This window comes from Ensifer sp. 2TAB8, assembly GCF_052115125.1.
Lineage (GTDB): Bacteria > Pseudomonadota > Alphaproteobacteria > Rhizobiales > Rhizobiaceae > Ensifer.
The window spans coordinates 67,020-91,913 of sequence record NZ_JBFRGB010000003.1 but is presented as its reverse complement, the minus strand read 5'-3'; the positions used below and the strand labels follow the sequence as shown (position 1 = coordinate 91,913).

Sequence of the window (24,894 nt, the reverse complement as noted above, 5' to 3'; positions counted from 1 at the left end):
GGTTTCCTAAGAAGGCGGAAATCAATTCAGGAGGACAACCCATGCGCTCACTTCTCATCGCCCTTGCCGCCACGGTGGCATTCACCCTGCCCGCCCGTGCCGATGAGGTGACCGTTGCCGTGACCGCGATCGTCGAGCATCCGGCGCTCGATGCCGCTCGCGATGGCGTGAAGGATGCGCTGGCCGCCGCCGGTTACAAGGAAGGCGAAAACCTCAAATTCCTCTACGAATCGGCCCAGGGCAACCCGGCAACCGCAGCCCAGATCGCCCGCCAGTTCGCCGGCGAAGCCCCGAACGTGATCGTTCCGATCTCGACGCCGTCGGCCCAGGCGGTCGTTTCCTCGACCCGCGATATCCCGGTTGTCTTCACCGCCGTCTCCGATCCGGTCGGCGCCCAGCTCGTCGAGGACATGGACAAGCCCGGCGGCAATGTCACCGGCCTCTCGGACATGTCGCCGGTTGCCGAGCACGTCGCCCTGATCAAGGAAATCCTGCCGAACGCCAAGTCGATCGGCTACCTCTACAACTCCGGTGAAGCCAACTCCGTTTCGCTGCTCGCGGTGCTGAAGACCGAAGCCGAAAAGGCTGGCCTGACCGTCGTCGAGTCGGCCGCAACCAAGTCGGCTGAAGTCCAGGGTGCGGCCCGCGCGCTCGTCGGCCGCGCCGATGCGATCTACGTCCCGACCGACAACACGATCATCTCCGCGCTCGAAGGTGCCGTCGCCGTCGCCGAGGAAGCCAAGCTGCCGCTCTTCACTGCCGACACGGACTCGGTTGCTCGCGGCTCGCTCGCAGCCCTCGGCTTCAACTACTACGACGTCGGCAAGCAGACCGGCGAAATCGTCGTTCGCATCCTCAAGGGCGAAAACCCGGGTGACATCGCCGTGAAGGTCGCCGCCGGTTCCGACCTGGTGATCAACAAGAAGGCCGCCGAAAAGATGGGCGTCACCCTTCCTGAAAGTGTCGTAAAGCGCGCAACCCGCGTCGTTGAATAACGCTTTCGACCTTTTCAGGTTCAAGTTTGTTGCGTTTTGCCCGCCTCCGTTCCATACGGGGGCGGTTCGCTATGAGGGGCCCGCATCCTTGATTGCCAGGGCCGCTCCAAAGTTCAGAGCCGCACATGCGCCGGCCATCGCGCCCCATGTGCCAAGCGGGAGCGTCGCGCACATAACGACAACCACGCGCGACGGGTAGAAAAGAGGGTCTGGGGTTGAGTCTAATCGCTTTCTGGGGAGCCGTGGAACTGGGGCTGGTCTACGCCTTCGTCGCCCTTGGCGTCTTTCTCGCATTCCGGGTGCTCGATTTCCCCGACCTGACCGTCGACGGATCCTTTCCGCTGGGGGCTGCCGTCACCGCCGTTCTGATCATCGCCGGCGTCAACCCTTGGCTTGCTGCCTGCGTCGCCATGGTGGCGGGTGCCGCAGCCGGTATCGTCACGGCGATGCTCAACGTGCGCTTCAAGATCCTCAATCTGCTCGCTTCGATCCTGACGATGATCGCGCTGTTCTCGGTGAACCTGCGCGTCATGGGCAAGCCGAATGTCGCGCTGATCAATGCCGACACGATGCTGTCGCCCTTCTACGGCCTGGGCCTACGCGATTTCTACGTCCGGCCGCTGTTCATCGGCGTGCTCGTGATCGTCGCCGTCATCGTCGTCTGGCGCTTCCTTGAGAGCGATGCCGGCCTTGCGATGCGCGCCACCGGCGCCAATGCCCGCATGGCCCGCGCCCAAGGCGTCGACACCAACCGCCAGATCTATCTCGGCATGGCGATCTCCAACGCGCTCGTCGCCTTCGGTGGCGCGCTCTTCGCCCAGACCAACGGCTTCGCCGACGTCACCTCGGGCGTCGGCACCATCGTCGTCGGCCTCGCGGCCGTCATCATCGGCGAGACGCTGCTCGGTGCTCGCGGCATCCTGATCGCGCTGATCGGCTGCGTGCTCGGTTCGATCCTCTACCGCATCGCCATCCAGCTGGCGCTGTCGACGGACATGCTGGGGCTGCAGGCTTCCGACCTCAATTTCGTCACCGCGGCGCTCGTCACCTTCGCCCTGGTCCTTCCCCGCCTGCGTCGTGGAGGTGCGGCATGATCAGCGTCAACAACATCCAGGTCATCTTCGGCAAGGGCACCCCGCTGCAGAAGCAGGCGCTGAACGGCGTCAGCCTGACGATCGAACAGGGTTCCTTCGTCACCGTCATCGGCTCCAACGGTGCCGGCAAGTCGACGCTTCTCGGCGTGCTCGCCGGCGACGTGCTTCCGAGCGCCGGCCAGGTGATGATCGGCAAGACCGACGTCAGCCGCAAAGGCACCGCCGCCCGCGCTGGCCTCGTCGCGCGCGTCTTCCAGGATCCGCTGACCGGGAGCTGCGGCGCACTCTCGATCGAGGAAAACCTGGCGCTCGCCGCCAAGCGTGGCGAGGCACGCGGCCTCGCCGCCGCCCTCGGGCCGAAGCGTCGCGAGCATTTCCGCGAGCGCATCGCCGAGCTCAATCTCGGCCTCGAAAACCGCATGGGCGACCGCATGGATCTGCTGTCGGGCGGCCAGCGCCAAGCGGTTTCGCTGGTCATGGCGACGCTCGCAGGCTCCGAAGTGCTGCTGCTCGACGAGCATACGGCCGCGCTCGATCCGGGCATGGCCGAGTTCGTGATGAACCTCACGCAGAAGATCGTCTCCGAGCGCAAGCTGACGACGATGATGGTCACCCATTCGATGCGCCAGGCGCTCGACTACGGCCACCGCACCGTCATGCTCCACGGCGGCGAGATCGTGCTCGATGTTGCCGGCGACAGCCGCAAGGAACTGCAGGTCGAGGACCTCATCGCCATGTTCCGCCGCATCCGCGGCCAGACGCTCGACGACGACGCGCTGCTGATCGGCTGAGTACAGATGGCCACTTCAAAACAAGGCCCGGACATCCACGATGTCCGGGCTTTTTTGTCTATCGAGCCGTCGTCATGAAGATCTTCACCGCGAACACCGAGAAGACGCCGGCGAAGCTGAAGTCGAGCGCCCGCATCGCACCCTTGTTGCGCTGCAGCCAGGAGGCGAGCCAGTCGGCGGTGAAGACGACCAGCATGTTCACCGGCATTCCGATGGTGATGAAGAACAGGCCGAGGAACAGAAGCTTGCCGGTGACCGATGGATCGTCGGCGCTGACGAACTGCGGCAGAAAGGTCATGAAGAAGATGATGACCTTGGGGTTCAAGAGGTTCACCCAGAAGCCCGCCGAGATGTTGGCAAGAGCCTTGCCTTCCGTCACTTCTACCTTCTGCACCGAGATGCTGGAGCCGAAGCGGATCGCCTGGATCGCAAGCCACAGCAGATAGGCGGCGCCGCCGGTCTTGAGGATGGTAAAGGCGGTCGGCGAAGCGGTGATCAGCGCCGAGATGCCGAAGGCGACGAGAAGCGTGTGCACGACGATGCCGAAGCTGGTGCCGAGCACGACGAAGAGCGCTGCCCTCTTGCCCTGGGCAAGCGCGCGGCTGATCGAAAGCGTCATGTCCGGGCCGGGTGTGGCCGCCAGAAGCAGCGTTGCGGCCGCGAAGGTCATGAGGGTCGGCAGGCTGGGAATGAAGTCCATCATCGTTTCCTCGGCGCGGGGGTCGCCTCCAGTAATCCCGCGCCTGCGCTTTTGCCAGCGGATTCGCTCCGTCGGGCGTTCTAGCGCTTGTATCGCCGCAGGTTCTGGCTAAAGTGCCGCAGATTTGCACGCGGCATCGCCGCCCTCCCCAAGACCAGACGGACGGAAACCATGGCATCGCATAAAGACGTGAAAAAGGTCGTTCTCGCCTATTCGGGCGGTCTCGACACCTCGATCATCCTGAAGTGGCTGCAGACCGAACTCGGCGCGGAAGTCGTCACCTTCACCGCCGACCTCGGCCAGGGCGAAGAGCTCGAGCCGGCCCGCAAGAAGGCCGAGATGCTCGGCATCAAGGAGATCTATATCGAGGACGTCCGCGAGGAGTTCGTCAAGGATTTCGTCTTCCCGATGTTTCGCGCCAACGCCGTCTATGAAGGCGTCTACCTGCTCGGCACCTCGATCGCCCGCCCGCTGATTTCCAAGCACCTGATCGACATCGCCAAGAAGACCGGCGCCGACGCGATCGCCCATGGCGCCACAGGCAAGGGCAACGACCAGGTCCGCTTCGAGCTTTCGGCCTATGCTCTGAACCCCGACATCAAGATCATCGCCCCCTGGCGCGACTGGTCGTTCAAGAGCCGCACCGACCTGCTCGAATTCGCCGAGAAGCACCAGATTCCTGTTGCCAAGGACAAGAAGGGCGAAGCGCCGTTCTCCGTCGACGCCAACCTGCTGCACTCCTCGTCCGAGGGCAAGGTTCTCGAAGATCCGGCCCAGGAAGCACCGGAATACGTGCACATGCGCACGATTTCGCCGGAAGCCGCTCCCGACAAGGCAACCGTCATCAAGATCGGTTTCGAGCGTGGTGACGCCGTTTCGATCAACGGCGTGCGCCTGTCGCCGGCAAGCCTTCTTGCCAAGCTCAACGAATACGGCCGCGACAACGGCATCGGCCGCCTCGACCTCGTCGAGAACCGCTTCGTCGGCATGAAGTCGCGCGGCGTCTACGAGACCCCCGGCGGCACCATCCTGCTTTCCGCTCACCGCGCGATCGAGAGCATCACGCTCGACCGCGGCGCTGCTCACCTCAAGGACGAGCTGATGCCGCGCTACGCCGAGCTGATCTACTACGGCTTCTGGTTCTCGCCGGAGCGCGAGATGCTGCAGGCAGCAATTGACAAGAGCCAGGAACATGTCGAAGGCGAAGTGACGCTGAAGCTCTACAAGGGCAACGTCATGGTCACCGGCCGTGAGAGCGACAAGTCGCTCTACTCCGACAAGCTGGTCACCTTCGAAGACGACCAGGGCGCCTACGACCAGAAGGACGCCGCCGGCTTCATCAAGCTCAACGCGCTGCGCCTGCGCACGCTCGCTGCGCGCAACCGCTAAGCCGATACCCATTGAAAAAAGAAGCCTCCGCGACCCCGTCGCGGAGGCTTTTTCGTGTCCTTACTCCGCCGCTTGGCGCAACGGTTCCTCGCGCTCGACCGGCGCGACCAGCGGCCGTAACCGAACCGTGCGGCGATACCAGACATAGCTGAGAATGCAGACGAGGCCGAAGCTGGGAATGATCGTACCGAGCGCCAGCGCCGGAACACCGACCGCGGCAGCCAGCGCGCCGCCGAGAAGCCCCGATCCCATCTGGATGAAGCCCATCATCGCCGAGGCCGTGCCGGCGATATGCGGAAAGGGCGCCATCGCCGCGGTCATCATATAGGGCATCACGAAGGCAATGCCGAAGGCATAGATACCGATCGGCAACATGACCGAAAGGAAGCTCGGCGAGAGCATGTGCATGGTGTAGGCGAGGATCAGGCTCGCCGCACCGATGAAGACGAGACCGGCCGGCACCAGCGCCTGCGGCGTGAAAACGCGCATCAGCAGGCGCACCACCACCGTACCTGAAAAGAACAGGCCCGACTGCATCAACATGCCGACGCCAAACTCGGTTGGTGTCAGGCCCACCTCGTTGATCAGCACGAAGGGAAGCATCGTCGCCCAGGCATAGAGCGCACCGACCGCGCCGCCGATGACGAGCGTCGAGGACATGAAGCGGCTGTCGCTGACCAATGTGCGATAGGCCGCGACGATCGGCTTCAAGTGCCCCTTGCTCGGGTCCGGCGTTACCGTCTCCGCCATGAAGAATTGCACCGTGATGCAGGCCATGGCAGCGAAGCCGACCATCAGGAAGAAGATCGACTGCCAGCCGAAGAGGCCGAGCGCCAGGCCGCCGAGCGTCGGTGAGACCGCAGGACCGAGTGCCAGCATCATGCCGATCATGTTCATGATGCGCGCCGCTTCGGTCCCGGTGAACTGGTCGCGCACGATCGCACGCGCCACCGTCATGCCGACGGAAGCGCCGATGCCCTGCACCAGGCGCCCGGCCAGAAGCACTACGATCGAGGGCGCCAAGGCCGCCATCAGGCTGCCGACCAGATAGATTGCCATGAAGATCAACGTGGCACGGCGCCGACCGATGACATCGGAAAGCGTGCCCGACACAAGCTGGGCGAAGGCGAATCCAGCAAAGTAAAGCGACAGCGTCATCTTGATCGCCGCCTCGCTGGACGAGAAGGCGCGCACCAGTTCCGGCATGGCCGGGGTGTAGAGCGCCATGGAAACGGGCCCGAGCGCGACCAGGAAGGCGCCGATGATGCTCGTGCGCCGTTCGCTCATGCGACGCGTCATCGCAAGGCTCCGGCCCGGTCTTCGGATTTTTCCACCATCTCCTTGCCTGCAAGGCAGGGATCGAGCTGGCGCAGGTTGTCGCGCAGGATACGCAGGTTGGAACAGAGAAACGCGCGCGTTTCCTCGTCGAGTCCCGCCGTATAGGCGTTCATCATCTCCCGCAGCCCCGTCATCAGCTCGGAAAGCAGCGGGCCGGCCTTTTCGGTGATGACGACGTTCTTGGCGCGGCGGTCCGCAGGATCCGGAACACGCGCGACAAGCCCGGTCGCCTCCAGTCGGTCGAGATAGGCCGACAGCGTCATCGGCTCGATGCCCATGCGTGTGGCGATCTCGGCCTGCTTGATGCCTTCGGTGAGCGCCACCTGGATCAGCGTGCGCGCCTCGCCGGGCGTGATGCCCAGATCCATGGCATTGACCTTGCGGTCGAACGCCCCGCGCAACAGGCGCGAGACATCCGTCAGAAGCATTCCAATGGTTTCGGATTCGAGTTTGAATGGCATCAGCATCGTTCACAAATGATATAATAAGCTTTACTTACCATATCATTCGACGCCATTCAACGCACCAGTGGCTGTGGCTTAGCCCTCGAGCTCCTCGCGCAGCATTTCGAGTTCCAGCCATTCCTCTTCCATGCGGGCAAGATCCGCACGAAGTTTCTCCAGTTCCTGCGCGAGCTTCGCAAAAGCATTTGGATCTTTTGTGAAAAGATTGGGATCGGCCATCTTTTCTTCGCGCTTGGCGGCCTCGGCCTCCGCCTTGGCAATTTCCTTCGGCAGATTTTCAAGCACGAATTTCTGCTTGTAGGAAAGCTTGCCCTTGGCCGCCTTCGGCGCTTCGGCGGCAGGCGCAGCTGCATCGGCCTTGGCCTTTTCCACCTTTTCGGCCCTGCGCTTCTCCTCGATCGCACCCTTGCGCTGCGTCATCATGTCGGAGTAGCCGCCGGCATATTCGATCCAGCGTCCGTCTGGTGCATCCGGGTTCGCCGGCGCGATCGTCGAGGTGACGGTGCGGTCGAGAAAGTCACGGTCGTGGCTGACGAGGATGACCGTTCCGGCAAAACCGGCGACAATCTCCTGCAGGAGGTCGAGCGTTTCGATATCGAGGTCGTTGGTCGGTTCGTCGAGGATCAGAAGGTTGGTCGCCCGCGCCAGGATACGCGCCAGCATCAGCCTTGCCCGCTCGCCGCCCGAGAGTTCGCGGATCGGCGTGCGCGCCTGCTCCGGCTGGAACAGGAAATCCTTCATGTAGCCGGTGACGTGGCGCTGTTCGCCATTGACCAGCAGGCTCTCGCCGCGCCCGTCCGTCAGGTAATGCGCCAGCGTGTCGTCCAGATTGAGATCTTCGCGCTTCTGGTCGAGTGTCGCCATTTCGAGATTGGTGCCGAGCTTGACCGTGCCCGTATCCGGCTCGATCTGACCGGTCAGCATTTTCAGGAGCGTCGTCTTGCCGGCACCGTTCGGGCCGACGAGACCGATGCGGTCGCCGCGATGCACGCGGATCGAAAAGGGCGCAACGATGGTGCGGTCCCCATAGGCCTTGCTGATCTTCTCGGCCTCGATCACCAGCTTACCCGATTCCTTGGCATCGGCGGCCGTCGCCTGCACCGTCCCTTGCGGCCCCTTGTGGCCGCGATAGACGGCCCGCATGTTCTGCAGCTCGCCGAGGCGGCGCATGTTGCGCTTGCGCCGGGCCGTCACGCCGTAGCGTAGCCAGTGCTCCTCACGCTCGATCGCCTTGCCGAGCTTGTGCTGTTCCAGCTCTTCGGCCTCAAGCACCTCGTCGCGCCACGCCTCGAAATGGCCAAAACCGCGATCGAGCCGGCGCGACTGGCCGCGATCGAGCCACACGGTGGCGGTCGACACCTTCTCGAGGAAGCGCCGGTCGTGCGAGATCAAGACGAGCGCCGACCGGCTGCGGGTCAGTTCGTCTTCCAGCCATTCGATCGTCGGCAGATCGAGATGGTTGGTCGGCTCGTCGAGCAGCAGGATATCCGGCTCCGGCGCCATGACGCGAGCGAGCGCTGCCCTGCGCGCCTCGCCGCCCGAGAGCTGCTTCGGATCCTCGTCGCCTGTCAGCCCCAGGTGCTGCAGCAGATAGGCGACGCGATACGGGTCGTCGCTCGGCCCCAGGCCCGCCTCGGCATAGGCCTGCACCGTGTCGTAGCCGTCGAAATCCGGCGCCTGGTGCAGATAGCGGATGGTCGCCGACGGATGACGGAACACCTCGCCCGACTGCGCCTCTGCAAGCCCGGCGGCGATCTTCATCAGCGTCGACTTGCCCGAGCCGTTGCGCCCGACCAGGCAGATGCGGTCACCCGGCTCCACTTGCAGGTTCGCGCCGGCCAGAAGCGGCGTGCCGCCAAAGGTAAGGAAGATATCGTCGAGTTTCAGAATGGGAGGCGCCAAGGCTCAGGCTCCGGAAAGATCATAGGGGCGGGCAAGCACGATGGCGCGACCGCTCTTGAGAGTGAAGCGAAGGGGACCCTCCGCAACGTTGGAAACGGTTCGGGATGAGCCGAACGGCAGGGTGAAATCGTCGAGCGGATAGCGCGCATTGACGATCGAAAGGCCGGTAAGTTCGGTCAGACCTAGCACCGAGAAGAGGCAACCCTTCGGCAGGTCGAGCTCGAGCGGACCGGCAAGCAGCGGATAGGCCTCTTCCTCGCCCGAGGTCATCAGCACCGGAAGCCCACGCTCGGCAAGGGCGACAGCATGCAGCAGATGCATGAAGGCGTGGTCGCTGCGGGTGCCGCCGAGCGCGCCCGCGAAAATCAGCCGATCGGCGCCGCGCGATAGCGCTGCCTCAACCGCGATCTCGCCATCCGTCGCCGCCTTTGCCGCCGGATAGGGCTCGCGTGGAACGGAGGCGAACTCGGAAAGCAACGCGTCTTCGGTCGAATCGAAATCGCCGACCCAGACATCGGGTACGACGCCGAGCAAACGGGCATGGCGCATGCCGCCGTCAGCTGCAACGAAGCGGCTTCCGCTCAGCTGTCGTGTCAGCCGGTCGGTCAGCGAAAGGGCGCCGCCAAGCAGAATGGTGAAGGTCGATCGAGCCATGGCAAAGCCCATAGCGCAAAGGACCGCGGAAGGAAAACGAAGAAAACCGTTGGACGACCGGTTCTCGAAATTTTGCTGAAGCCGTCAGTGCCCTTCCGGCACCGGATCTGGAAACAGCATGCCGGCATAGATGCCCGGGGTCGAATCCGGAATCTCGAACGCACCGGCTACCCGCTCGTAGAACTTCGCCGGTCCGACGCCGCCGATGACTGCATAGCCATAGCCGGCCTCGCGCATCGCCGTCAGGCTGGCGATCAGCAGCGCCTCGCCAATCCCCTGGCCGCGCATGCCTTCATCGACGCCCGTCGGACCGAAGAAGCCGAGCGCGGTCACATCGTGGCAGGCAAAGCCGACGATCTTTTCCTCGTGCACCGCGACATGCATGCGCGTCGGGGTGGAAGAGAAGGCCGCTTCCGCCTCGCCCGCCCAGCCGGCACCAAAGGTCTTCTCGATCCAGGAGACGACCAGGCGGCGCTCCGGCGCCATGGCACGGCGAATGCTGATACCCGCTCCAAGCCTCGACTGAGGCTGAGACGGCAGGGCGTAAAGTCGAACGAGCATATCTGGCATGGCGTTTCCTCCTCGCTGCAGTGGTGTAGCGCAGTTGGCGGCTTACGCAAATACGAGCCAATGCCCCGCTCCAAGGCGCCACTTTCGGCTTCCCCCAAACATCGCTTGCCATGGAACCAGCGTGGCGGTAAATCTTTTGCCGCTCTAACGGGGTGCCTCCCGACCGCATAGCGGCCGGAGGCTGAGAGGCGTGCAACGCCAACCCGCGGAACCTGATCCGGCTCATACCGGCGGAGGGATTAGACGCGATCGGATCGATACGCCCTTTTCCCATGCAACAACGAACTTTGGGAGAGGTGCCTGCCATGTCCAATTCATCGCAACACAAACTGTTTAGCCGGCTAGCTCTGGCTGCTACCGCAAGTCTCGTCTTCGCCCACCATGCAACGGCAGCCGACAAAACGCTGACGGTCTATACCTATGAGAGCTTCATCACCGAATGGGGCCCGGGCGCCAAGGTGGCGGAAGCCTTCGAAAAGACCTGCGAGTGCAAGGTCAATTATGTCGGCGTCGCCGATGGTGTCGAATTGCTCACCCGCCTGAAGCTCGAAGGCGACGCCTCGAAGGCCGACATCGTGCTCGGCCTCGATACCAACCTCGTGGCGGAAGCCAAGGCGACCGGCTTCTTCGCGCCGCACGGCGTCGATGCCAAGGAGCTGAAGGTTCCGGGCGGCTTCTCCGACGATACCTTCCTTCCCTATGATTACGGCCACTTCGCCGTCGTCTACGATACCGAAACGTTGAAGACGCCACCGAAGAGTCTGAAGGAGCTCGTCGAAGGCGACCCGTCACAGAAGATCGTCATCGAGGACCCGCGCACCTCGACGCCGGGCCTCGGCCTGCTGCTCTGGGTCAAGGCCGTCTATGGCGACGAGGCCGGCGCTGCCTGGGCTAAGCTCAAGGACCGCGTTCTGACCGTCACTCCCGGCTGGTCGGAAGCGTACGGCCTCTTCACCAAGGGCGAAGCACCGATGGTGCTCTCCTACACCACCTCGCCGGCCTATCACATGGTCGCGGAAAACACCGAGCGCTACCAGGCGGCGGCCTTCTCCGAAGGCCACTACATCCAGATCGAAGTCGCCGGCATGACCAAGCATGCCATGGAGCCGGACCTGGCAAAACAGTTCCTAAGCTTCATGACCGGACCGGAGTTCCAGTCGATCATCCCGACGACCAACTGGATGATGCCGGTCGGCGTCACCAGCGAGCCGCTGCCGGATGCCTTCAACAAGCTGGTCAATCCGGAGAAGACCTTCCTGCTGCCGTCGGAAGAAGTCGCGAAGAACCGCAAGGCCTGGATCGACGAATGGCTTGCCGCCATGAGCAAGAACTGAGGCCGGATTGTTCGCACTGCGCGAAAACCGCATGACTGTTGTCGCCGGGGCGCTCTGCCTCGGCGCCTTCCTGCTCTTCGTCGGCCTGGCGATAGCAGCCTTGCTCGCCCAGACCGCCGGCACGAACGAAGGCAACCTGTTCGACGCCTATATCTGGCGCGTCACCCGCTTCACGCTGCTGCAGGCAACCCTCTCGACGCTGCTGTCGGTGCTGTTCGCCATTCCCGTGGCGCGGGCACTGGCGCGGCGGCCTCGGTTCTTCGGTCGCATCTGGCTGTTGCGGCTGATGGCGCTGCCGCTCGGCCTGCCCGTTCTCGTCGGCGCGCTCGGTCTGATCGAGATCTGGGGACGCCAGGGCTTCCTCAACTCCGGCCTGCGCTGGCTCGGCCTCGAGCAGCCGATCAGCATCTATGGCCTGTTCGGCATCCTGCTCGCGCATGTCTTCTTCAACATGCCGCTGGCAGCACGCCTGTTGCTGGCCGGGCTTGAACGCATTCCCGCCGAATACTGGCGTAGCGCCGCCAATCTCGGCATGCCGTCCCGCGCGCTTTTCCGGTTCATCGAATGGCCTGTCCTGCGTGGCTTGCTGCCGGGCGCGGCCGGCCTCGTCTTCATGCTCTGCGCCACCAGCTTCACGCTCGTGCTGACGCTTGGCGGCGGTCCCGCGGCCAGCACCATCGAGGTCGCGATCTATCAGGCCCTGCGCTTCGATTTCGACCCGCCGCGCGCGATCGCGCTATCCGGCCTGCAGATCGCCATGACCGGCGCCCTGCTGCTCATTCTTCGACGTCTGGCAACAGAGCCGGAAGAGGGCATGACCGGCGGTCGCACGGTTCGCCGCTTCGATGGCGCAAGGCCCGTCGCACGGCTTAACGATAGCGCCTGTATCATTCTCGCATTGCTCTTCCTCATTGCCCCGCTGATCGCGGTCGTCGTCTCGGGCCTGCAGGCCGATATCCTGAAGCTTGCGCGCGATCCGAACGTGCATCGGGCACTGGTGACGAGCGCTTCGATCGCGCTTGCCTCGGCGCTCGCCTCCGTCGCCATGGCAGCCGTGATGATCCGTGCTGCGGCCACGGTTACCGCCCCACGCCATACAGGCGCGTTGGCACGCGGCTTTGCCGGTACGATCGGCGCCAGCACCTCGCTGATCCTGCTGGTGCCGCCAGTTGTGCTCGGCGCCGGCTGGTTCCTGCTCCTCCGCCCCTTCGGCGATGTCGCGCGCTTTGCGCCTGTCATCGTCGTGGCGATCAATGCCCTGATGGCCCTTCCCTTCGTCCACCGGATTCTCGCGCCGGCCATGGCCACGCACGCGGCGCGCTCCGAACGGCTGACCGCAAGCCTTGGCATCCGCGGCTTTCATCGCCTGCGATGGATCGATCTTCCCGTCCTTCGCAAACCATTGCTGATGGCGCTCTCCTTTGCCATGGCGCTATCGCTCGGCGATCTCGGCGCGGTGGCCCTCTTCGGCTCCCAGGACATGGTGACGCTTCCCTGGCTGCTCTATAGCCGCATGGGCAGCTACCGCACCGCCGATGCGGCCGGCCTCGCCCTCTTCCTCGGGCTTCTCTGCCTGATCTTCACCATTCTCGGTACGGCAAATGACAGCCGGCGGGAAGGACGTACAGCATGACCGAACCCACCGCCGCCATAGAACTGCGCAATGTCGAGGTTCGTTTCGAAACGGCCGCGCTGCACTTCGATTGCACCATCGCCACCGGCGGCATCGTCGCCGTCGCCGGCGCCTCCGGTTCCGGCAAGTCGACGCTCTTCCACCTGATCGCAGGCTTTGAAGACCCTGACCGCGGCGAGATCCGCATCCTGGGCGAAGAGGCTGCCAGCAAGCCGCCCTCGGAACGGCCGATCTCGATGATCTTCCAGGACAACAATCTCTTCGCCCATCTCGATATCGCGACCAATGTCGGTCTGGGCATCAACCCGGCGCTTGCCCTGACGGACGAAGATCGAACGACGATTGAGGACGCACTTCGGCGCGTTGGGCTTGAAGGCTTCACACGCCGGCTGCCGCCCACGCTTTCCGGCGGCGAGCGCCAGCGTGTCGCACTCGCCCGCGCGCTCGTGCGGCATCGCCCTCTGCTGCTGCTGGACGAACCTTTCGCCGCACTCGACCCCGGCATGCGCGCCGGCATGCGCACGCTGCTCAGCGAGTTGCATGCGGAAGAAGGCAACACCATCCTGATGATCACACACCATCCCGAAGACGTGAAGGCGCTGGCCGATAGCGTGCTTTTTCTCGACCAGGGGCGTATCATTGCACACGATACACTCGACCGCTTCCTGGAGCGGCGTGACAATGCGGCGATCGACCGCTTTCTTGGCAACGCCTGAAGGGGGGCCTGGTTTCTCGTCGGCCCCAGCCGATTGCCACAATTTGACCGCGGCGCCATGCGACGCGCGAATTATCCGGCGAAGGCGTGAATATTCGCGCATCCGTTGCCGTGATACCACGGGGCAACTATTTCTACCGAGACAAACTAGGCAGGTGGCGCTGAAATCAGATACAGCAAGACCAGGGCTGAACAGTCGCGGCGAAGCAACGCTGCCGGACTGAAAAAGTAGGACTTTCAACGCTGTCGCTCCATCGGCCCGCCGTATGCGGGCGGAGCGGCAGACGGGAAACGGGCTGAGGCATGGAGAGGCATACAGTCACACACGACCGGTTCCCGCCGAAGCGCGGACGGCTGCGTGCACGCGTCGTGGTTGCATTGCTTGCGACCACGCTTCTCTCCGCATGCCAGTCTGTGATCGAGCAATCCTACGAGCCGACGGTTTCGCCCTCGTCCAATCCGCAGATTGTCGACGAGGTCCAGAAGAACGATCCCCGCGCCAAGATGGGCGCACGTGAACATCCGCGCATCGTTGCAAGCTATGGCGGCGAATACAAGGATGCAAAGACGGAACGGCTGGTCGCCCGCATCGCCGGCGCGCTGACGGCCGTCTCGGAAAACCCGCAGCAGTCCTATCGCATCACCATCTTGAATTCGCCGGCAATCAACGCCTTTGCGCTGCCGGGTGGATATCTCTACGTGACCCGCGGCCTGCTCGCGCTTGCCAACGATGCCTCCGAGGTCGCCGCCGTCCTTTCGCACGAGATGGCGCACGTCACCGCCAACCATGGCATCGAGCGCCAGCAGCGCGAAGAAGCGGAAGTCATCGCCAGCCGCGTGGTCTCCGAAGTGCTGTCGTCCGATCTCGCCGGCAAGCAGGCGCTCGCCCGCGGCAAGCTGAGGCTCGCAGCCTTCTCGCGCAACCAGGAGCTCCAGGCTGACGTCATCGGCGTACGCATGCTCGGCGAAGCCGGCTACGATCCCTACGCGGCCGCACGCTTCCTGGATTCGATGGCCGCCTATAGCCGCTTTACGGCCGTCGACCCGGAATCCGACCAGAGCCTCGACTTCCTGTCGAGCCATCCGAACGCGCCGCAGCGCGTCGATCTCGCACGCCGCCACGCCCGTGCCTTCGGCCCGGAAGGCACCAGCGGCGATCGCGGTCGCGACTATTACCTCGCCGGCATCGACGGCCTGCTCTACGGCGACAGCCCGCAGGAAGGCTATGTCCGCGGCCAGACCTTCCTGCATGGCCAGCTCGGCATCCGCTTCGACGTCCCGACCGGCTTCCAGATCGACAACAAGGCGGAAGCGGTTCTGGCGACCGGACCCGGCGATATCGCCGTGCGTTTCGACGGCGTGGCGGACACCGGAGGGCGCAGCCTGACGGACTACATCGCCAGCGGCTGGGTCACCGGCCTGCAGCCAGACACGATCAGACCGATCAGCGTCAACGGTCTCGAAGCCGCGACCGCACGCGCGTCCGCAGATCGCTGGGACTTCGACGTCACGGTCATCCGGATCGATAGCCGCATCTACCGCTTCCTGACCGCGGTTCCCAAGGGTTCGAATGCGCTGGAGCCGACCGCGAACCAGCTGCGCAGCTCGTTCCGTCGCATGACGCAGGGAGAGGCCCAGTCCTTGAAGCCACTGCGCATCCGCGTCGTGACGGTAAGACCTGGCGAAACGATCGCGACGCTTTCCGCCCGCATGATGGGCACGGATCGCAAGCTCGACCTGTTCCGGGTGATCAACGCGATGCAGGTCACCTTGACGGTGAAGCCGGGCGACAAGGTCAAGATCGTTTCTGAATAAGCAAGTGGTCGTGAGAGTAGGCCAGGCGGCCTCACAACAGGCCACCGCGTGCGCCGAGTTTGTGCAGGGCCGCGCCCCGCGAACGCATCACAGGCCGATTTGCGGCGAGGCAGGACGCTACCACTCATGCAGCGCAGGAATGCGGGCGGCTCGCGTTGCGACACGTGAGCAATCAAATAGGAAAAGCGCGGGTTGCGACAAAAGATCGCGACGCGCTTTAGTGGATGCCAGCGGTCAGGGCAGGCGCCTTGGTCGCAAGTGCTGCCCTCAGCTTTTCGAGTGCCCGGGTTTCGATCTGCCGCACCCGTTCCTTGGAAATGCCAAGATCGAGGCCGAGCTCTTCGAGCGTCGCACCATCCTCTGACAGTCGCCGTGCGCGGATGATCCGCATTTCCCTTTCGGTCAAGGCACCCAACGCATCGCGCAGCCACACGCGGGCACGCTCTCCGTCGATCATGTCGCTGACCTGTTCATCCGGCAGCGGCGCATCGCTGGCGAGGAAATCCAGCCGCTCGCCGCCGTCGGAATCGGCGCCGCCGACGGGCGCTTGCAACGAGGTGTCGCTACCGGAAAGCCGGGCATCCATAGTCTGCACATCGGCGATGCTCACACCCAGGGCCGCCGCGATCTCTTCATGCATCGCCTGCGATGTAAGCTGCCGGTCGCCCTGGGCCAGACGCGCGCGCAAGCGCCGCAGATTGAAGAACAGGGCCTTCTGGGCCGAACTCGTTCCGCCCCGCACGATCGACCAATTGCGCAGGACATAGTCCTGCATCGATGCCCGGATCCACCAGGTCGCGTAGGTCGAGAAACGCACTTCGCGGCTCGGCTCGAAGCGGGCGGCCGCTTCCAGCAAGCCGATATGACCTTCCTGGACCAGGTCGCCCATCGGCAGGCCGAAGTTGCGGAATTTCGCGGCCATCGAAATCACCAGCCGCATGTGCGACATGGCGATCTTGTTGCGGGCTTCCTGATCATGGTCGTTTCGCCACGCCTGTGCCAGCGCGTGCTCCTCGTCGCGCTCAAGATAGGGCGCTTCCATTGCGATCTTGATCATCCGCCGGTCTGCAGTGAGAGTCTTCATCGATCACTCCGTGACTGGCGCCGGGCGCCATTGCGCGTGAAGTCCAAAAGGCCAGACGGATGAGGCGTCCGGCAGCAGGGGCGTCTCGCGCCGCGACGTCGAAACTTGAAGAAACGACGCGGCGCCCTAACTTCCAAGTCACGAACCTGAACGGTGATGGATCACAGAACCAAGATCGCCCGGCGCGAAAGCGGCGCATTTCTGCCGGCTAATATAAATGCGCGTTGGCGCGAAAGGTTCCATTCGGTCAAAGAAAAAGCCCGGCACGACGGCCGGGCTTTTTGCAGGTACTGATTTCGGGCGAAACGCGCTTAAGCGGCTTCGTCCTGGGCGTCGTCTTCTTCGATCGACTTGCCACGCTTCGGACCCTTGCTGAGGTTAGCCTCGACGAGGCGAACGGCTTCGGTCTCCGACATCTTGTTGACGGCAGCGATTTCGCGCGCCATGCGGTCGAGGGCAGCTTCATAGAGCTGGCGTTCGGAATAGGACTGTTCCGGCTGGTTTTCGGCGCGATAGAGATCGCGGACGACCTCAGCGATGGAAATCAGGTCGCCGGAATTGATCTTGGCATCGTATTCCTGGGCGCGGCGCGACCACATGGTGCGCTTCACGCGAGCCTTGCCCTGCACAACCTTCAACGCGCGATCGACGAAATCGGTTTCGGACAGCTTACGCATGCCAATGCTGACAGCCTTGGCTACCGGCACCTTCAGACGCATCTTGTCCTTCTCGAAATCGATGACAAAAAGCTCAAGCTTCATGCCGGCGACTTCCTGCTCTTCGATCGCGACGATCTGGCCAACACCGTGGGCCGGATAGACGATCGATTCACCGGTCTTGAAGCCCTGGCGTGTCGAAGATTTTTTCTGCTGGGTCGTCATTCGTTTCAAAAACTCCCTGTTTCGCACCCGGCCATTCTGGCCGGGGCCGGGTCAGTGAGGCCCGGGATAGACGGGGATACCGCCGGGTGGGTACATCCTGGTCCGTCCAAGGAACGCAAACAGCCTCATGAAATGCGGTCACAACAGAGCAAAGCCATGTTGCGTAAAAAGGGAGACCGCGTTTTGGAGATCGTTTGCTTTCGTGATGGTTTTCGGGCGCGCAAAAACACCCTCTGTGGATCAGTAGAAGGAACCTATCACAAAAAAGTGCCGAAATCAATAATTTGCTGCATGGCAGCCATCAAGCCACCATTCTCGCAACTGCGAGCGCAGTGCGTGTTTTCCCCAGGTTTGGCGCGCGGGGCCGCTCTCGCTTTGTCAGCCTCGACGAACGATGGAAATCGTCCGTCTCAGTCGCCCTGACCCGGCTCGGCCGAGAAGAACTTGTCGTATTTGCCTTCGACGCCGTCCATCTCCTTGGCTTCCGGCATCGGGTCGCGCTTGACCGTGATGTTCGGCCACTTGCTGGCAAAATCAGCGTTCAATTTCAACCACATATCAAGGCCCGGCTCGGTGTCCGGCTTGATCGCCTCGGCAGGACATTCCGGCTCGCAAACGCCACAGTCGATGCACTCGTCGGGATGAATGACGAGGAAATTCTCGCCCTCATAGAAGCAATCCACGGGGCAGACTTCGACACAGTCGGTATACTTGCAGCGAATGCAATTGTCGGTCACGACATACGTCATGAGGTACTCCAGCCAATGCTCACGTTTGATGGCAGACGGCAATCAATGGTGATGCTCGTCGTCCGCGCATGCTAGGAATGTCCGGCGCGCATAGCTGCCGAAGCAAACCCGATGCACCCTACGTGGGTCTGTCAGGTAAAGGCTTTATGGGCCCTTTGCAAGAATATTCAATGCGCGAAACGCCGCGTCAAAGGCAGAGTTTTCTAAAGCATGTCGCGCAAAAGTGCGCCGTGGTTTTTGCGGTGCGATCTGCGAAAAATCAGAACGTGAAGCGCAGGGAGCGGGTCTGAAAGATCGCGACGGACGTCAATCGTCGCGTGGATCGAAATCGAGTTTCAGCCGATCGGTTTCCCGCCGCTCCTTCTTCGTCGGACGCCCCGCCCCTCGGTCGCGCGTAGCGAGATCGAAAGCCGAGAGCTTCTCCTTCGGCTGCTCGGGCGTGAGATCGTCGTAAAGAAGCCGCGCTTCCTCGTAAGGGCCGCGCCGTTCCCCCGGCGCAAGAACGCGCACGATCAGATTGCGCCGGTCGAGAGCGAGCTCGAGCATGTCGTCCGCCTTGACCTGAAACGACGACTGCGTCACGCGTTGGTCGTTGACGGCCACGCGGCCATCCTCGATCGCCTTTTGCGCAAGCGATCGAGATTTGATCAGCCGCGTAAAAAACAGCCACTTGTCGAGACGCTGGCGCGATGCCGGGTTGGACGCGGGCTGTTTTTCCATGACCTGCCTTACTTCTTCATCTGCTCCTTGAGCGCAGCGAGCTTGGCGAAGGGCGAATCCGGATCCACCGGCTTCTCGCGACGCGGCGGACGCGCCTCGAACTTGCCCTGGCCCGGCTTGCCACCGCGGTCGTGGCGATCATGACGGTCGCCGCGGTCCTGGCGTGGTCCGCCTTCCGACTTGCCGCCTTCATGACGCTTGCCGCGCGCCGGCTGGCCGCCCTTGCGCCCGCCTTCACGTCCTTCGCCCTGACCCTGGCCGTGCCCGTGGCGCTGACCGCCGCGACGCTGGTCGCCCTGGTGGCGGCCGCCGCCCTGGCGCTGGTTGTCCTGGCGGGTGCCCGGACGCCAGAGCAGAACCGGCTTGGCTTCAACCGGTTCCCCGGTCTCGGTGAGTTGACCTTCGGCAGGCTGCGCCTCGCTCGTAGCGACTTCGCCTTCAGCCGTTTCAGCCTCGGCGGCAGGTGCCTCTACGGCAGCAGCCTCGACTTCAACCGCGCTGTCACCAGCGTCAGCATCATCGACGACGGCGACCGGCTCGGAAGCGGCAGCCGTTGCAGCCGGTGCACCGTCATGGCTGGCGAGGAAGGCCGCAGCCTCCTCGGCCTTGACGCTGTCGGCGCGATAGCCGAGGCCCTTCAGAATCTCTTCCATATCGTCGGGCGTCGCGCCGAGGATCGAGAGCATCGACGTGGTCGCAGTGAAGCGGCGGCCGTCATAGGCACCTTCCGGACGCGGCTGCGCGCCGGGCTTCCACTGCAGCAACGGCCGGATGAGATCGGCCAGGCGCTCAAGGATGTCGATGCGGACGGCGCGCTTTCCGAGGAAACGGAAACCGGCGAGCTTGTAGAAGGTCCGCTCGAAGGACGGATCGGTGACGACGGACGTGCGACCCGCGGCGAGCATCGGGATGAGGTCGCCGTAGCCCGGCTTGTCGAGGCCGTCGTTCTTCAGTGCCCAGAGCAGCGTGATGAGCTCGGCCGGAGCCGGCTTGAGGAGCGCCGGAAGGAAGATGTGGTAGGCGCCGAAGCGAACGCCGTACTTGCGGATCGAAGCGCGACCGTCCTGGTCCAGCGACTTGACGTCATCGGCGACATCGCGGCGGAAGAGCACGCCGAGGTTTTCGACGAGCTGGAACGCGAGGCCCTTAGCCAGGCCCTCGAGATCCTCTGCACGCGAGATATCGTCGAGCGGCTTCAGCACCGTACCGATGTGATGGTTCACGAAACGCTCGATGCGCGCCAGGACGTGCTCGCGGGCATTCGCCTGGAGCTGATCGTCGGCAAGCAGGATGACGCGCGGGCGCATGACGTGGTCGCTCGCCGCGAGACGGGCGACGGGGTCGCCGAGCCAGCGCACCAGGCCCTCCGACGAAAGCGCCAGGTCGTTGTTGCCCGAGGCGTGCAGACGCGCAGCCCGCGCCTCGAACTCGAGTGCCAGCGCCTTCTGGGCAGCCCCCTGCACGGCCTTGGCATCCGGGCCGTCTCCGCCGGTCGCCAGCGTAAACCGGAAACCGGTTAGTTGTCCTACGTGGTGTCCTTCGACGAAGACATCACCATTCACACTGATTTCAGCTTCCAGCATAGCATTCTCTCTCAGGCGCTTCATGAGCACAGATGTCCTGCGATCAACAAAGCGTTTCGTCAACCGTTCATGTAGTGCGTCGGATAATCGATCTTCAATTTCCCGCGTCTTTTCTTGCCAGTGTGTCGGATCGGCCAGCCATCCCGGTCGGTTCGACACATAGGTCCAGGTTCTGATCTGCGCGATTCGCGCCGAAAGTGTGTCGATCTCGCCGTCGGTATGATCGGCACGCCTGACCTGTTCGGCAATGAAATCTTCGTTCACCGCACCCCGGCGAACGAGATCTGCGTAGATCGTCGAGATCAGATCGGCGTGCTGCGCGGGCGTGATGCGCCGATAGTCCGGCAGCGCGCAGGCTTCCCATAGTTTTTCCACGCGCTCGGCATTGGTCGTGATATCGACGACCTCCGGGTAGCGGGTCAAATGTTCGAACGCTTGCTGGTCTACCGCAGGTAGCGCCCGGGCAAGGCCAGGAACCGTCGGCGCTGCTTCGAGGCTCTTCTTCAGGGCGGGAAGCGACGAATAGTCGAACGCCTTCGAGCGCCACTGCAGCACCTTCACCGGATCGAACTCGTGCGCTTCGATGCGATGGACCAGTTCGTTGTCGAAAGGATCGACGCGACCCGTCACTCCGAACGTGCCATCGCGCAAGTGCCGACCGGCGCGGCCGGCGATCTGCGCAAGCTCGGCCGGATTCAAATTGCGGAACTGGTATCCGTCGAATTTGCGGTCCTGTGCGAAGGCGACGTGATCGACGTCGAGGTTGAGCCCCATGCCGATCGCGTCGGTCGCGACCAGGTATTCGACATCGCCTTCCTGATAGAGCGCCACCTGGGCATTGCGGGTGCGCGGCGATAGCGCGCCGAGAACCACCGCGGCACCGCCGCGCTGACGGCGGATCAGCTCGGCGATCGCATAGACCTCGTCGGCCGAGAAGGCGACGATCGCCGAGCGATGCGGCAGGCGGGTGATTTTCTTCGAGCCGGCATAGAGAAGCTGCGACATGCGCGGCCGCTCGACGACAGTGATGCCGGGCAGCAGCTGCTCGAGGATCGGCCGCATCGTTCCGGCGCCCAGGAGCAGCGTCTCGCCGCGTCCTCGCAGATGCAGGATCCGATCGGTGAAGATGTGGCCGCGCTCGAGGTCGCCAGCAAGCTGCACCTCGTCGATTGCGACGAAGGACGCCGTGGTCTCGCGCGGCATCGCTTCGACGGTGCAGACCGAAAAGCGGGCGCGATGTGGCGTGACCTTTTCCTCGCCCGTGATCAGCGCGACATTGTGGTGGCCGACCCTCTCGACAAGGCGCGTATAGACCTCGCGCGCCAAGAGGCGCAGCGGCAGGCCTATGACGCCGCTCTCATGCGCGATCATGCGCTCGATCGCGTAGTGCGTCTTGCCGGTATTGGTTGGCCCGAGCACCGCGGTTACGCCGCGGCCGCTCAGGATCATGGGGTGAACGGACACGTCATCGATCCCGGGCATTCAGAAATTACGGCAGCGCCTTTTCACGCTGGCGGCAAACACATGCCCACGCACCGAGCCAAACGCAAGGGGCGCCGACAACTAAAACCATCGTTCTATGCTCTCAGCCCATTGCACCACCTGTTGTGGTTGGCGCAATCGAGAATCGGAACAGCCATGGAACGAATCGGCGACGAATCGAAGACTCATCGCGATTCACTGTATGTTCACGACTACATATAGATTTCAACACCCAACGTTGCACCACATGCTGAATCTGGTGCTGATTCCACGCCATGAGGCTCACGACTCGCCTCAATCCGGGCTGTGCCATTGCCAGACAGGTCCAAGGATTCCGAATCCAAGACTCTGGAAAGCCTGGAAAATTTTTCACGAAATTCGTCTGAGATTCACCTGATGAGGGGAATGAGAATCGCACTCCGCATCCTCGACCAATGCGAGCGTATCTGATGGCGACTCGTGATCCGCGCATCATTCCGCTTTTGTTCTCCACAAGATATAGTGTCTGCGCCGTGCGCCGGCAACACGATCGGGGCGCAACTTCGCGATTCAAGCCCTCAGGTGAACAGGCGCCTGCTTCCTCCACCCCGCGTAAGAACGGCGCCCCGAAGGGCGCCGCTTGAAAACGCTAGAGAGATGGGAAGATCAGACGACAAACTGTCCGCCATTCGCCGAAATCGTCGAGCCGGTGATGAAGCCGGCATCGTCGGAGGCCAGGAACACCACGCAGCGGGCGATTTCTTCCGGTTCGCCGAGGCGACCGACGGGGATCTGCGGAATGATCCGCTCGTTCAGCACCTTCTCCGGCACCGCCCGCACCATTTCCGTGCCGATATAGCCCGGGCAGATGGCGTTGACGGTGATGCCCTTGGCGGCCCCTTCCTGGGCGAGCGACTTCGTGAAGCCGAGATCGCCAGCCTTGGCGGCCGAATAGTTGGCCTGGCCCATCTGGCCCTTCTGGCCGTTGATCGACGAGATGTTGATGACGCGGCCGAAACCGCGGTCGCGCATGGCGGACCAGAGCGGGTGCGTCATGTTGAAGAGACCGGTAAGGTTGGTGCCGATCACCTCGCCCCATTGCTCGGGCGTCATCTTGTGGAACATCGCGTCGCGGGTGATGCCCGCATTGTTGACCAGCACCTCGACCGGGCCGAGATCGGCCTCGACCTTGGCGATCCCCTCGGCGCAGGCCTGATAACTGGAAACGTCCCACTTGTAGACCGGGATGCCGGTTTCTTGCTTGAAGGCCTGGGCCTTCTCTTCATTGCCGGCATAGTTGGCAGCCACCTTGTAGCCGGCATTCTTGAGTGCGATGGAAATTGCAGCACCAATGCCGCGCGACCCACCCGTGACCAATGCTACCCTGCTCATGCACGCCTCCCACTTGATCAGTTCAGTTTCTCAAAGGCCTTCTTCATCAGCTTTTCGCCGATCTGTTGCCCGTAGAGCCCGGCGGCCGCCTGAAACTGCGGCGTCGCGAGCATAGGCATTCCCACCTCGCACTTGGTGAGCGCGAGTTCCATCATCAGTGTACTGAGTTGTTCCAGCGACGCCTTCAGCGCACCACTGTCATCGTTCAAGGCGGCAACCATCACGTCCTTGAACACGCCCTCCTCGTCAGAAGTCGTATGTTCCAGCATGCACTGAACCAACCGCGCCTCGTCGAGAGGCGCGGGATTGGCATGTGCAGAAACGATCGGCGAACCGGCCAGCAAGAGGGAAAACGGAACCCACCTGGCGCTGTTCATGCCGCCAAACCGACTAGAGCCRTTCGACGCACATGGCGACGCCCATGCCGCCGCCGATGCAGAGCGTTGCAAGCCCCTTGGAAACGCCACGGCGCTTCATTTCGAAGAGCAGCGTGTTGAGCACGCGCGCACCGGACGCACCGATCGGATGGCCGATGGCGATCGCGCCGCCGTTGACGTTGACGATCGACGGATCCCAGCCGAGGTCCTTGTTGACCGCGCAGGCCTGGGCGGCGAAGGCCTCGTTGGCCTCGACCAGCTCGACATCGCCGATCGCCCAGCCGGCTTTAGCCAGCGCTTTGCGCGAAGCCGGGATCGGGCCGGTGCCCATGACCTGCGGATCGACGCCGGCCGTTGCCCAGGAAACGATGCGGGCAAGCGGCTGGATGCCGCGCTTGGAAGCCTGCGCTTCGGTCATCAGAAGCGTGGCAGCGGCGCCGTCATTGAGGCCGGAGGCGTTGCCCGCGGTGACCGTGCCTTCCTTGTCGAACGCCGGACGAAGCTTCGTCATCTGGTCGAGCGTTGCACCGTGGCGGATGTATTCGTCCTGGTCGACGGTGACGTCGCCCTTGCGGCCCTTGACGATGAACGGAATGATCTCGTCGGCAAAGCGCCCGGCCTTCTGGGCGGCTTCTGCCTTGTTCTGTGAAGCGAGCGCAAAGGTGTCCTGCTCTTCACGGCTGAGCTGCCACTGGCGGGCGACGTTCTCGGCGGTGATACCCATGTGATAGCCGTAGAAGGCGTCGGTCAGGCCGTCCTTGATCATCGTGTCGATCATCTTGAAGTCGCCCATCTTCACGCCGCCGCGAAGATGCGAGCAATGCGGCGCCATCGACATCGACTCCATGCCGCCTGCGACGATGATATCCGCATCACCGGTTGCAATCTGCTGCATGCCGAGTGCGACGGCACGAAGGCCGGAACCGCAGAGCTGGTTCATGCCCCAGGCGGTCTTTTCCTGTGGGACACCCGCCTTCATCGCTGCCTGGCGCGCCGGGTTCTGGCCCTCGCCGGCCTGCAGAACCTGGCCGAGGATCACTTCGTCGACTTCGCCCGCTTCGACACCTGCGCGCTCGAGCACGCCCTTGATGACGGCGGCGCCAAGCTCATGTGCCGGGGTGTTGCCGAACGCTCCGTTGAAGGATCCGACCGCGGTGCGGCCGGCGCTGGCGATCACGATGGAGGGATTGCTCATGGGACGTTTCCTCAGATCTTTCTTGCCTAATGAAAGCAGACTGGCAAAGCGCGCGACG

22 protein-coding genes and 1 riboswitch are annotated in these 24,894 nt (G+C 63.3%); of the genes, 8 read left to right on the top strand and 14 right to left on the bottom strand.

Going from position 1 to position 24,894, the window contains the following annotated elements; genetic code table 11:
- Window positions 1-41 precede the first annotated feature (41 nt).
- From AB4Z53_RS08430 to AB4Z53_RS08420, 3 genes are all read left to right on the top strand, one after another.
- Window positions 42-995 (top strand): ABC transporter substrate-binding protein, encoded by a 954-nt coding sequence (locus AB4Z53_RS08430; protein WP_441595551.1) that lies wholly within the window; start codon window positions 42-44, stop codon window positions 993-995.
- Window positions 996-1,210: 215 nt separating this feature from the next.
- Window positions 1,211-2,089 carry an ABC transporter permease gene (locus tag AB4Z53_RS08425; RefSeq protein WP_113535367.1) on the top strand — a complete coding sequence of 293 codons (879 nt, stop codon included), beginning with the start codon at window positions 1,211-1,213 and terminating at the stop codon, window positions 2,087-2,089.
- A complete protein-coding gene (locus tag AB4Z53_RS08420; RefSeq protein WP_113535368.1) occupies window positions 2,086-2,880 on the top strand; it encodes an ABC transporter ATP-binding protein in 795 nt (264 codons plus the stop codon). Before AB4Z53_RS08425 ends, AB4Z53_RS08420 begins: the two co-directional genes overlap by 4 nt.
- A gap of 58 nt (window positions 2,881-2,938) precedes the next feature.
- On the opposite strand, the gene AB4Z53_RS08415 is transcribed toward AB4Z53_RS08420, so the two are convergent.
- Window positions 2,939-3,580, bottom strand: coding sequence for a LysE family translocator (locus AB4Z53_RS08415; protein WP_441595550.1), 642 nt, complete (start codon window positions 3,578-3,580; stop codon window positions 2,939-2,941).
- Between the two features lie 171 nt (window positions 3,581-3,751).
- Here AB4Z53_RS08415 and AB4Z53_RS08410 point away from each other — a divergent pair, with 171 nt between their 5' ends.
- Entirely contained in the window at window positions 3,752-4,969 is a 1,218-nt protein-coding gene (locus AB4Z53_RS08410) for an argininosuccinate synthase (RefSeq protein WP_113535370.1), read from the top strand.
- 60 nt (window positions 4,970-5,029) lie between these two features.
- Here AB4Z53_RS08410 and AB4Z53_RS08405 read toward each other — a convergent pair whose 3' ends face one another.
- The 5 genes from AB4Z53_RS08405 to AB4Z53_RS08385 all read right to left on the bottom strand — a co-directional run bounded on the left by AB4Z53_RS08405 (window position 5,030) and on the right by AB4Z53_RS08385 (window position 9,897).
- On the bottom strand, window positions 5,030-6,268 hold the full coding sequence (locus AB4Z53_RS08405; protein ID WP_441595549.1) for a multidrug effflux MFS transporter: 1,239 nt from the start codon (window positions 6,266-6,268) through the stop codon (window positions 5,030-5,032).
- Complete coding sequence (locus tag AB4Z53_RS08400; protein WP_113535433.1) at window positions 6,265-6,768, bottom strand: MarR family winged helix-turn-helix transcriptional regulator; 504 nt, start codon at window positions 6,766-6,768, stop codon at window positions 6,265-6,267. Before AB4Z53_RS08400 ends, AB4Z53_RS08405 begins: the two co-directional genes overlap by 4 nt.
- A gap of 78 nt (window positions 6,769-6,846) precedes the next feature.
- Complete coding sequence (locus AB4Z53_RS08395; RefSeq protein ID WP_441595548.1) at window positions 6,847-8,673, bottom strand: ABC-F family ATP-binding cassette domain-containing protein; 1,827 nt, start codon at window positions 8,671-8,673, stop codon at window positions 6,847-6,849.
- Window positions 8,674-8,676: 3 nt separating this feature from the next.
- Window positions 8,677-9,327, bottom strand: coding sequence for a thiamine diphosphokinase (locus AB4Z53_RS08390; protein WP_113535434.1), 651 nt, complete (start codon window positions 9,325-9,327; stop codon window positions 8,677-8,679).
- 84 nt (window positions 9,328-9,411) lie between these two features.
- The gene (locus AB4Z53_RS08385) at window positions 9,412-9,897 is read right to left on the bottom strand and encodes a GNAT family N-acetyltransferase (RefSeq protein WP_113535373.1); all 486 of its coding nucleotides are present in this window, start codon (window positions 9,895-9,897) and stop codon (window positions 9,412-9,414) included.
- Window positions 9,898-10,035: 138 nt separating this feature from the next.
- A riboswitch (TPP riboswitch) is annotated at window positions 10,036-10,153 on the top strand.
- 49 nt (window positions 10,154-10,202) lie between these two features.
- Here AB4Z53_RS08385 and thiB point away from each other — a divergent pair.
- The 4 genes from thiB to AB4Z53_RS08365 all read left to right on the top strand — a co-directional run bounded on the left by thiB (window position 10,203) and on the right by AB4Z53_RS08365 (window position 15,394).
- Window positions 10,203-11,231, top strand: coding sequence for a thiamine ABC transporter substrate binding subunit (gene thiB, locus AB4Z53_RS08380; protein WP_441595547.1), 1,029 nt, complete (start codon window positions 10,203-10,205; stop codon window positions 11,229-11,231).
- A 7-nt stretch (window positions 11,232-11,238) separates the two neighbouring features.
- Entirely contained in the window at window positions 11,239-12,864 is a 1,626-nt protein-coding gene (gene thiP / locus AB4Z53_RS08375) for a thiamine/thiamine pyrophosphate ABC transporter permease ThiP (protein WP_441595546.1), read from the top strand.
- A complete protein-coding gene (thiQ, locus tag AB4Z53_RS08370) occupies window positions 12,861-13,580 on the top strand; it encodes a thiamine ABC transporter ATP-binding protein (protein ID WP_441595545.1) in 720 nt (239 codons plus the stop codon). The genes thiP and thiQ overlap by 4 nt, the downstream gene beginning before the upstream one ends.
- Window positions 13,581-13,882: 302 nt before the next feature.
- Window positions 13,883-15,394, top strand: a complete 1,512-nt coding sequence (locus AB4Z53_RS08365) for a M48 family metalloprotease (RefSeq protein WP_441595544.1) — start codon at window positions 13,883-13,885, stop codon at window positions 15,392-15,394.
- Window positions 15,395-15,611: 217 nt separating this feature from the next.
- Here AB4Z53_RS08365 and AB4Z53_RS08360 read toward each other — a convergent pair whose 3' ends face one another.
- The 8 genes from AB4Z53_RS08360 to AB4Z53_RS08325 all read right to left on the bottom strand — a co-directional run bounded on the left by AB4Z53_RS08360 (window position 15,612) and on the right by AB4Z53_RS08325 (window position 24,836).
- The gene (locus tag AB4Z53_RS08360) at window positions 15,612-16,478 is read right to left on the bottom strand and encodes an RNA polymerase factor sigma-32 (RefSeq protein ID WP_113535377.1); all 867 of its coding nucleotides are present in this window, start codon (window positions 16,476-16,478) and stop codon (window positions 15,612-15,614) included.
- A gap of 311 nt (window positions 16,479-16,789) precedes the next feature.
- Window positions 16,790-17,359 (bottom strand): CarD family transcriptional regulator, encoded by a 570-nt coding sequence (locus AB4Z53_RS08355; RefSeq protein WP_113535378.1) that lies wholly within the window; start codon window positions 17,357-17,359, stop codon window positions 16,790-16,792.
- Between the two features lie 410 nt (window positions 17,360-17,769).
- Entirely contained in the window at window positions 17,770-18,108 is a 339-nt protein-coding gene (fdxA, locus tag AB4Z53_RS08350) for a ferredoxin FdxA (RefSeq protein ID WP_113535379.1), read from the bottom strand.
- 306 nt (window positions 18,109-18,414) lie between these two features.
- Window positions 18,415-18,828: an RNA-binding S4 domain-containing protein gene (locus AB4Z53_RS08345; RefSeq protein WP_441595543.1), complete on the bottom strand. Its 414-nt coding sequence runs from the start codon at window positions 18,826-18,828 to the stop codon at window positions 18,415-18,417.
- A gap of 8 nt (window positions 18,829-18,836) precedes the next feature.
- Window positions 18,837-21,875, bottom strand: coding sequence for a helicase-related protein (locus AB4Z53_RS08340; RefSeq protein ID WP_441595542.1), 3,039 nt, complete (start codon window positions 21,873-21,875; stop codon window positions 18,837-18,839).
- A 663-nt stretch (window positions 21,876-22,538) separates the two neighbouring features.
- Window positions 22,539-23,264 (bottom strand): beta-ketoacyl-ACP reductase, encoded by a 726-nt coding sequence (locus AB4Z53_RS08335; protein WP_441595541.1) that lies wholly within the window; start codon window positions 23,262-23,264, stop codon window positions 22,539-22,541.
- A 17-nt stretch (window positions 23,265-23,281) separates the two neighbouring features.
- Complete coding sequence (locus AB4Z53_RS08330) at window positions 23,282-23,641, bottom strand: hypothetical protein (RefSeq protein WP_162768589.1); 360 nt, start codon at window positions 23,639-23,641, stop codon at window positions 23,282-23,284.
- Between the two features lie 13 nt (window positions 23,642-23,654).
- Window positions 23,655-24,836 carry an acetyl-CoA C-acetyltransferase gene (locus tag AB4Z53_RS08325; protein WP_441595540.1) on the bottom strand — a complete coding sequence of 394 codons (1,182 nt, stop codon included), beginning with the start codon at window positions 24,834-24,836 and terminating at the stop codon, window positions 23,655-23,657.
- Window positions 24,837-24,894 lie beyond the last annotated feature (58 nt).

What these genes read in the sequence shown, in the direction of transcription:
- AB4Z53_RS08430 (WP_441595551.1), top strand. Translation starts at nt 42, where the DNA reads ATGCGCTCACTTCTCATCGCCCTTGCCGCCACGGTGGCATTCACCCTG.
- AB4Z53_RS08420 (WP_113535368.1), top strand. Translation starts at nt 2,086, where the DNA reads ATGATCAGCGTCAACAACATCCAGGTCATCTTCGGCAAGGGCACCCCG.
- AB4Z53_RS08415 (WP_441595550.1), bottom strand. Translation starts at nt 3,580, where the DNA reads ATGGACTTCATTCCCAGCCTGCCGACCCTCATGACCTTCGCGGCCGCA.
- AB4Z53_RS08410 (WP_113535370.1), top strand. Translation starts at nt 3,752, where the DNA reads ATGGCATCGCATAAAGACGTGAAAAAGGTCGTTCTCGCCTATTCGGGC.
- AB4Z53_RS08405 (WP_441595549.1), bottom strand. Translation starts at nt 6,268, where the DNA reads ATGACGCGTCGCATGAGCGAACGGCGCACGAGCATCATCGGCGCCTTC.
- AB4Z53_RS08400 (WP_113535433.1), bottom strand. Translation starts at nt 6,768, where the DNA reads ATGCCATTCAAACTCGAATCCGAAACCATTGGAATGCTTCTGACGGAT.
- AB4Z53_RS08390 (WP_113535434.1), bottom strand. Translation starts at nt 9,327, where the DNA reads ATGGCTCGATCGACCTTCACCATTCTGCTTGGCGGCGCCCTTTCGCTG.
- AB4Z53_RS08385 (WP_113535373.1), bottom strand. Translation starts at nt 9,897, where the DNA reads ATGCCAGATATGCTCGTTCGACTTTACGCCCTGCCGTCTCAGCCTCAG.
- thiB (WP_441595547.1), top strand. Translation starts at nt 10,203, where the DNA reads ATGTCCAATTCATCGCAACACAAACTGTTTAGCCGGCTAGCTCTGGCT.
- thiQ (WP_441595545.1), top strand. Translation starts at nt 12,861, where the DNA reads ATGACCGAACCCACCGCCGCCATAGAACTGCGCAATGTCGAGGTTCGT.
- AB4Z53_RS08365 (WP_441595544.1), top strand. Translation starts at nt 13,883, where the DNA reads ATGGAGAGGCATACAGTCACACACGACCGGTTCCCGCCGAAGCGCGGA.
- AB4Z53_RS08360 (WP_113535377.1), bottom strand. Translation starts at nt 16,478, where the DNA reads ATGAAGACTCTCACTGCAGACCGGCGGATGATCAAGATCGCAATGGAA.
- AB4Z53_RS08355 (WP_113535378.1), bottom strand. Translation starts at nt 17,359, where the DNA reads ATGACGACCCAGCAGAAAAAATCTTCGACACGCCAGGGCTTCAAGACC.
- fdxA (WP_113535379.1), bottom strand. Translation starts at nt 18,108, where the DNA reads ATGACGTATGTCGTGACCGACAATTGCATTCGCTGCAAGTATACCGAC.
- AB4Z53_RS08345 (WP_441595543.1), bottom strand. Translation starts at nt 18,828, where the DNA reads ATGGAAAAACAGCCCGCGTCCAACCCGGCATCGCGCCAGCGTCTCGAC.
- AB4Z53_RS08335 (WP_441595541.1), bottom strand. Translation starts at nt 23,264, where the DNA reads ATGAGCAGGGTAGCATTGGTCACGGGTGGGTCGCGCGGCATTGGTGCT.
- AB4Z53_RS08330 (WP_162768589.1), bottom strand. Translation starts at nt 23,641, where the DNA reads ATGAACAGCGCCAGGTGGGTTCCGTTTTCCCTCTTGCTGGCCGGTTCG.